We start from the raw sequence: 9,357 nt of genomic DNA, 5'->3' as shown, positions 1-9,357 counted from the left end.
GAACTTTTTCTGAGGTTAATTTAGTACATAAGTTCTGGTGCTTTGATATGAGTTAGATAGTTAGGCCATATTCTTTGAAATAACACCCAACCTTACTATAGTTCAAAAATAATATTGATATACCTGAGATGACAACGAAAACAAAATGGTGGAGAAATGCTGTAATCAACCGTAGAGCTTGGACTTGGGAAGATGCCAATAATCAACAACACAACGGTCATTGGTGGCAACACGCAGTTATTTATCAAATTTTTCCTCATAGTTTCCAAGACACAACGGGTAATGGTGTAGGGGACCTCAACGGGATTATTGCTAGAATGGAGTACATTTCTTCTTTAGGGGTAGATGCAATTTGGCTTTGTCCTATTTTTGAATCTCCAATGGAAGACATGGGTTATGATATTACAGACATGCGAGATATAGATCCTCTATTTGGGGTGATGGAACACTTTGACCGCTTGTTAGATGTTGCCCATACCTACGGAATTAAAGTGCTAATTGATGGAGTTTGGAATCACACTTGAGATCAACATCCCTGGTTTATAGAAAGCTGTAAAAACCGGGATAACCCTAAAGCAGATTGGTATGTTTGGGCAGATGCCAAGGAAGATGGCTCGCCGCCTAATAATTGGGGAAGAAACCGAAAACCTTCTCACTCACAAGGCTAAAGTGGATAAACAGTTACTGCATTTACCCGGTCCTGACTGGGTTGAACGCATTTTTAAAGATAGCGATCGCTCCCCCCAAGTCCTGCGCAGTCTTCAACAATTATACTCAACAGGACGTTTAGGCAATACTGGTTACCTGTCGATTTTACCAGTAGACCAAGGGATAGAATATAGCACCAGATATGTCATGATTTCCTGATAAGCAGCTCAAGTCCGTTGAATTAGTTATATAGCAGTACAAAAAATGGTGTTTGACATATAAACTTGACTAAGAAGGTAAAGAAAAGAATATCAAGAAAAGGTTTTATCATAACTAATTAAAAGGATTTGATATTACCTCGCTTTTATCTCTAAAGAATAAATGATTAGTTATATAAATGGTCAAGTATATTCCATAATTAATTCTGTCAACAATCGCGTCATGGTGATTGTTGATGTTAATGGTATTGGTTATGAAATTCAAGTTACCTCTCGTTTGGTAAGAAAACTCAATTTAACTCCCAACACTCAAGTACAAATTTTTACCCACTATCAAGTTAGAGAAGATAAAGCAATTCTCTATGGCTTCACCTCCTCCCCGGAGAGAGATTTATTTCGTCAATTAATCAGTGTTAGTGGCATTGGCACACAAATGGCGATCGCTCTTATTGACAGTCTCGGTTTAGAGGAGTTAGTACAAGCAATTATCACTGGAAATACTCGCAGTCTCTGTAAAACTCCTGGAGTTGGACAAAAAACTGCTGATAGAATCGCTTTAGAATTAAAAACTAAGCTTAAACAATGGCGTAAATTACTTAATATCTCTGAATTGTCTCTTGCCACAGCACCATCTCAGGAAATTTTAGAAGACCTAGAGATTACCCTTTTAGCTTTAGGATATACTGAAATTGAAATTGAACAAGCTATAGCTACTATCAGTCAAAATTCTCAACTCACGGAAAATGTGCCCATAGAAGAATGGCTAAAAGTGGCGATCGCTCATTTGAGTCAGTCTGCTTAAGGTGCTAAGTAGTCGGACAAAATTAAACTTAACTGATTTCAAAGAAAATACTCATATAAAGGCTTAAAGTCAAAATTCTCAACTCACGGAAAATGTGCCTATAGAAGAATGGCTAAAAGTGGCGATCGCTCATTTGAGTCAATCTGCTTAAGGTATGCTAAGTAGTCGGACAAAATTAAACTTAACTCATTTCAAAGAAAATACTCATATAAAGGCTTAAAATTTATGAATACTAGCGAATCGAAAAACCAGAGAATTGTTCTTCTTTATCCTGATGAAGATGGTTACATTATTGCAGAAGTCCCTCAACTATGTGTCTTTGGGTGCATACTTATGCTTCAGAAATAGATCAAAGGAATCGTCGCTTTCTCAAAAAACCATTATTGGTATAATTTGTTCAACACCTTTATTACACTACCTATCATGTCTACTGAATACCACGTTAAACTGATACAACAAGGCAATATTCAAACCTTACCCATTCCCCAAGAATTAACTTTATCAACATCAGAAGTTATTATCCGACAAGAAGAGAAAAAACTTATTATAGAACCTTACCAGAAAAAATCTCTCCTGGAAGTCTTCGCTCTCCTCGATGATGTTGACGAAGAATTTCCTGATGTTGACCAAGGATTATTACCTTTAGATGACATTGAAATTTAAATTGTCTTATTATTATTTACTCGATACCAACACTTTATCAGACTTAATTAGACATCCAACAGGTAAAGTATTTTCTAAAATCAGAGAAGTTGGAGAAGAAAAAATTTGCACCAACATCATTGTTGCCTGTGAACTTCAATTTGGTGCGGAAAAAAAGAACTCACCCAGATTGAAAGAGCGTATTTCCTTGGCTTTAGATCTGATTCCTGTATTATCATTAACCAGTAATGTCGAATATGATTACGCTAAAATTCGTACTTATTTGGAAAGCAAAGGAACACCTATAGGCAGTAATGATTTATTAATTGCTGCTCATGCACTCAATCTAAATTTAACCGTAGTTACAAACAATATTCGTGAATTTTCTCGTGTTCCCGATTTAAAAGTAGAAAACTGGCTTAACCCAAATTAAAAAAACAAATCACTTTCGGGCTATTGAAAATGTGCCTATAGAAGAATGGCTAAAAGTGGCGATCGCTCATTTGAGTCAGTCTGCTTAAGAATCGACTCGAAAGATTTGACCTAATTAGGGCAATGTTGGTAAAATGTAATGGGGGTAATATTAAATCCGTTTAATATGTTGAAATCAAAACTTGTCTTCACACTAGCCTCTTTACTCAAAAAACCGTGATCTGAAAAAATATAATAGATGTAGACTCTAAATAACTAAATGCAATCTCGGCTCGTAGTTGACTGAATATATATTTATATTTTGTAACCTTGAAAAATAGGGAAAACAGTGTATCCGATGCTTTCCAAAACCCCGTTAAAGCTAATTCTGATTGTAATAATTGTCGCACAAGTGGCAGCAGGAATAGGGTTAACAGCAGGACTATCGATTCACAAGGGAAAACAAGCGGTTCATGATCTGGCAATTCAACTACTGAATGAAGTTAGTACCCTAACAGGCGATCGCATCGCCACATATTTAGAAACGCCCCCTCAGTTAAACAGTATCCATGTTAATGATGTAGAGATTGGACAGATTAGTACAAAAAAGGAAGATATTCGTAACCTAAGGTACCATCTGGTAAAATCACTACAAACCTTTGAGGAAGTAAGCTTCACAGTATTTGCTACACCACAGGGAAAGTATATTGGGGCCAGACGGGATGCAGATGGGAACCTGCAAATCGGAGTGATTGATGAAGCCACAAAAGGTAATCTAAAATACTATGCGACAAATGAACAGGGAGATTTCATTGAGCCACGGCAAGATATTGATTTAGAACCAGGAGATGTACTGAAACGGCCCTGGTATGTAGCCGCAGTGGAAGCTAAGAGGGCAATCTGGAGTAAAGTATACACTAGCCGTAGCACGGAGAGCTTAGTGATTACAGCAGCTCAGCCTGTATATAGCGATCGCGGTGAATTATTAGGAGTTTTTAGCAGCACCATCGCGCTGAAACATATTGACCAATTTCTGAACTCTATCACAATTGGTGAGTCAGGGCAAGTATTTATCCTAGACGGTGCCGGACGATTAATTGCCACATCGACAGGAGAAGAACTATACCGGGAAGTTAACCGCGACGGCGTAAAAATCAAAGAACTGCTCCAAGCCACAGACAGTCAAAATCCCTTTACTCGTGGTGCCGCAGAGGCATTGTTAGACCAAGTAGATAGTCAGACTTCAGGAGACACAGCTCAAAATTTTGAACTAATCATCAATAATCAACAGGAATTTGTACAAGTCACTCGGCTACCAGAGTATCTAAATCTCGACTGGCGGATTGTGGTGGTTGCCCAGGCAGAGGATTTTATGGCACAGATTGATGCCAATAGACGCAACACTATTTGGTTATGCTTGGGAGCACTAGCCTTGGCTACTGGGTCAAGCATCCTGACGGCCAACTGGATCACCCGGCCTTTGTGGCAGCTTAACCAGACTGCCCGTAAAATCGCTCAAGGCAATTTACAGCCCTCACAACTGCCACAATGGAGTACAGATTATTACATTTGTGAAGTAAGTGAGTTGAATGACTCCTTTGATCAAATGGTGCAGCAACTTCAGGAATCTTTCTCAGCAATTCAAACCAGCGAGGCCAACTTCAGAAAGATAGCTGCCAATTTACCGGGAGCTATCTTTCGCTATATTTTGCGTCCAGACGGCACAGACGCAGTCCTCTATATGAGTCCGGGTTGCCTGAACCTATGGGAAATTGAAGCTCATCTAGTTGAACAAGATGCCAGTATGCTTTGGGAAATTATTGATCCAGAAGATTTACCGGCCATGCAAGCCTCAGTGAGAGAATCTGCTAGAACCCTAGAAACATGGCACCACGAATGGCGGATTACCACTTTATCAGGTCGCCGTAAGTGGTTACAGGCAATTGGACATCCAACCCGTCATCCCGATGGAGTCGTAGAATGGGACACGGTAATTCTAGATGTGAGCGATCGCAAACAGACAGAACTTGCCCTTAAACTCCAAAAAGACTTTAATGAATTGATTGCCAAGATTACTAGTCGCTTTGTTGATCTTAGCCCGGATAATCTGGATAGGGAAATCGAGCAGGCTTTAGAAGATATCGGTAAGGTGACCGGGGTTGACACGAGCTACATTTTCCAAATTGATGAATCGGCTCAAACCTTTAGTATGACCCATGAGTGGTCCAAATTCATCTATCAGCCTCAAATTGAACAAGCCCAGAATATTCCTTTTGCCGACTTTCCCTGGTGTATAAGGATGCTCAAAAAGCGGGAGCTTATCGATGTACTTCAACTGGATGAGCTGCCGGAGGAAGCGGATGTTGATTGTGCTAACTGGCGAAGCTTGAATATAGTCTCCCTCTTGATTATTGCTCTGGTTCAAAAATCAAAAGTTACAGGCTTCATGGGCTTTGCATCCTATAGTGAACCTATGAAGTGGGAAGATGAGATTATCAGGTTGTTACAAATTATGGGTCAAACCATTGCCAATGCCCAGGAAAGGAAACAGATTCAAGCAAATCTGATGAAAAGCGAAGCTCGCTGGCAGTTTGCCTTAGAAGGCTCAGGCGATGGCGTATGGGATTGGAATGCTCAAACCAACCAAGTGTTCTTTTCTCGCCAGTGGAAAGCCATGCTGGGCTACGAGGAAGATGAAATTGGTAATAGCTTAGAGGAGTGGAGTAGCCGCATTCACCCAGAGGATAAAGCCCAATGCTACGAGGATTTAGAACAGCATTTAAGAGGTAAAACCCCCTTTTATCAAAATGAGCATCGTCTTCTTTGCAAAGATAATTCCTATCGATGGATTCTAGACCGTGGCAAGGTGATTGAATGGAATCCTGAGGGTAAGCCTTTAAGATTCATCGGGACACATACTGATATTACTAATCGCAAACAGGTAGAAAGGCAACTTCAGGATTTGACTAATCGTTTGGGATTAGCTGCTCGGTCTGCTCATATAGGTATTTGGGAATGGGATATCCTGAGAGATCGTCTAATCTGGGACAACCGCATGTATGAACTCTACGGAATCTCTCCAGAGGACTTTAGTGAAGCTTATCAAGCCTGGAAATTAGGTGTCCATCCAGAGGATCAGCAAATCTCTGATCAGGCAATACAACAAGCTTTAAAAGGGGAAAAAGACTTTGATACAGAGTTTCGAGTCCTGTGGACCGATGGTACTGTCCGCTACATCGAAGCCCATGGAATGGTGCTGCGCGACCAGGAAGGTCGCCCCTTCAGTATGATTGGGGTGAATTGGGATATTACTGATCGCAAACACACAGAACTTGCCCTAGAACAAGAACTACTCCTGAGTAAAACTCTCTTTGACACCTCAATTGACGGGATTGTGCTGTTAAATCAACAGGGTTGTGTCCTAAAGACTAGTTCTAGCTTTGCCCAAATGCTAGGCTATACCATCGAGGAAACTTACACCTTGAATTTGTTTGATTGGGATGCCCAATTGAAACGAGAAGATTTACAAGCCATTCTTGATGGGACAATTCTTTTACCTCCTTATTTTGAAACTCGCCATCGTCGTAAGGATGGCTCCGTCTACGATGTGGAAATTAGCTACAGTCAAGAAGTATTGAATGGTGAGATTGTGCATTTTTGTATTTGTCGGGATATTAGCGATCGCAAGCAAGCAGAAGAACAACTAATTTACAGTGCTCTTCACGATGCCCTCACCGATTTACCCAATCGCACCTTCCTCACTAATCGATTAGAATCATCTATTCAAAAGGCACAGCTATCAAATACCTATCACTTTGCGGTAATATTTCTCGACCTGGACCAATTTAAGGTGATTAATGATAGCCTCGGGCATCTGGTTGGGGATAAGTTATTACTGAAGGTTGCCCAAAAGCTACGAAGCATAATTTCCTCAACAGATTTAGCTGCTCGTTTGGGAGGAGACGAATTCGTCATTTTACTAGAGGATATTCCTGACATCGAAACTGTTATCTATATAGTCGAACGCTTGTTAGCTGAGTTTGATCAAGCAATTGTGGTCAACCCTCACAGCGTCTTTGTCACAACCAGCATCGGCATTGTTTGGGGCACGAATACCTATACCGATGCCTCTGATATCCTCCGGGATGCTGATATCGCTCTCTATCAAGCCAAGGCTAAAGGTCGCCGCAGATACGAAATTTTTGACGTTGAAATGCACGTTCAAGCTATGCAACGTATGAAATTGGAGCATGACTTACGCATCGCGATCAATCAGCAGGAATTTGTTACCTATTATCAGCCCATCGTAGATCTTCATACTCAAAGATTAACTGGGTTTGAAGCCCTGATTCGCTGGCAACATCCCACCCAAGGATTTATTTCCCCAGCCCAATTTATTCCAGTGGCTGAAGAAACCGGGCTAATTGTGCCCATTACCCACTGGATGTTACTGTCAGCCTGTGAGCAAGTCGCTACCTGGCAGCGCCAATTCCCAGACATGGAGGACCTCAAAATCAGTATTAACCTTTCAGCCCAAGACTTACGGCAACCTACTCTGGTTGAAACAATTCAGCACACCCTCGGGCAAACTCAGTTGCCTCCTACTTCCTTAACTTTAGAAATTACTGAGAGTATGTTGATTGAAAATATCGACATCAGTATTAACCTACTTCAGCAATTAAAAGATCTCGGTATTCGCATCAGTATCGATGACTTTGGTACAGGGTATTCCTCTTTGAGCTACCTCTATAACCTGCCTGCCAACTATCTCAAAATCGACCAATCCTTCGTCAGCAAAATGCAGCTAGGTAACAAAAACTACAAAATCGTCCAGGCTGTTGTTAGCCTGAGTGACCAATTGGAATTGGCTGCCGTCGCTGAAGGCATTGAAACCTCTCAACAACTGGCATGGTTAAAAGAATTAGGCTGTGAGTTCGGACAGGGTTACTTTCTATCTCGCCCTTTAACTTCAGAGGCCGTGGTAACACTTCTATCTCAAGGACGTAATCTGACGGTTTGACAACTTTTGTTGAATCGGTTGGCAAGCGTCGGGAGAAGGCGCGAAGGCGCGAACTCAGACCCTCGCATCTTTACCCAAAGTTACTGGTTGTGGATGAATAATGAGTAATGAGTAATGAGTAATGAGTAATGAGTAATGAGTTAAAGAATTAATGCTCAACGCTTAAAAATTGGTTGACCCTAAAGGCGTATTCAGACTAGATTTTGTAGGTTGGGCAGGGAGATAACCCAACATTAATGTTTAATTAATTATATAATTAAATATTGATGCAAATCCTTAAAAACCTGCTCCGGTGCTCCCCCTCTCGCCTGTTGGCCTATTTAGTACTTTTGTTCTGATGCAAGATATGAGGCGAAGCTCAAAATTAATTCTTAATTCTTAATTCTTCTGGCGATCGCCTATTTCTTTAAGCTACTCTTATTTTCTAAAAATTCTTTAAATACTAACAGGGTAGCTGTTTGAGCTAAATTTAAAGGTAACAGAGAGATTCCTTCTAAACTTGATTGTAGCCAGCCATCTCCCCAAAGCCATTCATGATAGCCATCTATTCCCTGACTCAAGAGAAAACACAAACAATGATCATTAGCAATTTCAACTTGATAACCAATTTTACTTATGCCCAAATTAGAAGTAAAGCTTAATCCTGGTACGAATTTTTCTGGTAATCCTTGAGAGAATTGTCCTATCAACATCCATTCTCGTAGTTTTCTGGGATGGATTAAGTATTCCCCAATTAAACTTTGAGAGGCTTCTACTTCTATACGCAAATTACTTTGTTGAAATTTACCTAACATAATTGTTATCTTCTTTTATTTGCAATTGCTGTTACTGTTTTATTATCTCATTTTTGCTTTAACTAAGGTACGGCTGAAAAAGTAAATTTCCCTAGGGAGATAGGCTCTGAGGCAAAAGTAATACGCAGGGCGCAAGTATGAGCGCCCTTACTTTGCACTTAAAAAAGACAAATCCCCAACTAGAATGTCAACAAAGCTAGTTAGGGAAATCTGATTATTTAATTTTTATCTTATTCAACAATTATTTTACCTACCATACCTGCACCTCTATGAGGTTCACAGTAGTATGGATAAGTACCAGGGGCGATGTCTTTAGGAAAAGTAGTTGAGTAACCATCTCCTGGGGAAAACAGTAAACTTTTTTGAGATAGTGACTTAGCTAAATCTGAATCCATTTTACTAGGATCGAATACAGCATTATGTGGAGCTAGTTTGTTATTTACCCATTTGACTGTGTCACCTGGTTTGATGGTAAGTGTATCAGGAACAAATTTAAGTAGTCCGTTGTCTGCTCCCATTTTAACTGTGTAGGTTTCTGCATTTGCAGGGTTAACTGAAGTGAAAAAAGTAACTAATACTAAAGCGACGGTTGAAAAAATTAAAGCTAGTTTTTTTGACATAACAATTTTGCTTTCTTGACAAATCTCTACAGTATCTAATTTTACTATAAAAGTTTGACACTGTGTCAAAGAAATAGGTAATTTTATACTCCTGTCCAGTTAAAACCAGGTTCGTAGTTGGACTTTAGTCCAAGAGATTTCTAGGTTTGATAGGGCTAAAGCCAATACTGCTTTTGTTAAGAGAAAATTATTGATTAGAGTA

Annotated in this window: 7 protein-coding genes and 1 pseudogene; 6 read left to right on the top strand and 2 right to left on the bottom strand. The window is 40.0% G+C overall.

Annotation, left to right across the window (positions count from 1 at the left end; genetic code table 11):
* Nucleotides 1–128 precede the first annotated feature (128 nt).
* The 6 genes and pseudogenes from MW688_RS17565 to MW688_RS17540 all read left to right on the top strand — a co-directional run bounded on the left by MW688_RS17565 (nt 129) and on the right by MW688_RS17540 (nt 7,741).
* A pseudogene (locus MW688_RS17565) lies at nt 129–668 on the top strand (alpha-amylase family glycosyl hydrolase).
* A complete protein-coding gene (locus MW688_RS17560) occupies nt 610–867 on the top strand; it encodes a hypothetical protein (RefSeq protein ID WP_486737313.1) in 258 nt (85 codons plus the stop codon). The pseudogene MW688_RS17565 and the gene MW688_RS17560 overlap by 59 nt, the downstream one beginning before the upstream one ends.
* Nucleotides 868–1,029: 162 nt before the next feature.
* Nucleotides 1,030–1,668 (top strand): Holliday junction branch migration protein RuvA, encoded by a 639-nt coding sequence (gene ruvA, locus MW688_RS17555; protein WP_486737312.1) that lies wholly within the window; start codon nt 1,030–1,032, stop codon nt 1,666–1,668.
* A gap of 423 nt (nt 1,669–2,091) precedes the next feature.
* Nucleotides 2,092–2,331, top strand: a complete 240-nt coding sequence (locus MW688_RS17550) for an antitoxin (RefSeq protein ID WP_486737311.1) — start codon at nt 2,092–2,094, stop codon at nt 2,329–2,331.
* A 1-nt stretch (nt 2,332) separates the two neighbouring features.
* Nucleotides 2,333–2,743: a PIN domain-containing protein gene (locus MW688_RS17545; RefSeq protein ID WP_486737310.1), complete on the top strand. Its 411-nt coding sequence runs from the start codon at nt 2,333–2,335 to the stop codon at nt 2,741–2,743.
* Nucleotides 2,744–3,079: 336 nt separating this feature from the next.
* Nucleotides 3,080–7,741 (top strand): EAL domain-containing protein, encoded by a 4,662-nt coding sequence (locus tag MW688_RS17540; RefSeq protein ID WP_486737309.1) that lies wholly within the window; start codon nt 3,080–3,082, stop codon nt 7,739–7,741.
* Nucleotides 7,742–8,139: 398 nt separating this feature from the next.
* On the opposite strand, the gene MW688_RS17535 is transcribed toward MW688_RS17540, so the two are convergent.
* Both MW688_RS17535 and petE read right to left on the bottom strand, forming a co-directional pair.
* Complete coding sequence (locus MW688_RS17535) at nt 8,140–8,535, bottom strand: hypothetical protein (RefSeq protein WP_486737308.1); 396 nt, start codon at nt 8,533–8,535, stop codon at nt 8,140–8,142.
* Between the two features lie 230 nt (nt 8,536–8,765).
* Nucleotides 8,766–9,155 carry a plastocyanin gene (gene petE, locus MW688_RS17530; protein WP_486737307.1) on the bottom strand — a complete coding sequence of 130 codons (390 nt, stop codon included), beginning with the start codon at nt 9,153–9,155 and terminating at the stop codon, nt 8,766–8,768.
* Nucleotides 9,156–9,357: the final 202 nt, after the last annotated feature.

This window comes from Johannesbaptistia floridana (assembly GCF_057440575.1).
The sequence above is the reverse complement of the archived record's forward strand: the minus strand, read 5'-3'. Positions and strand labels throughout refer to the sequence as shown.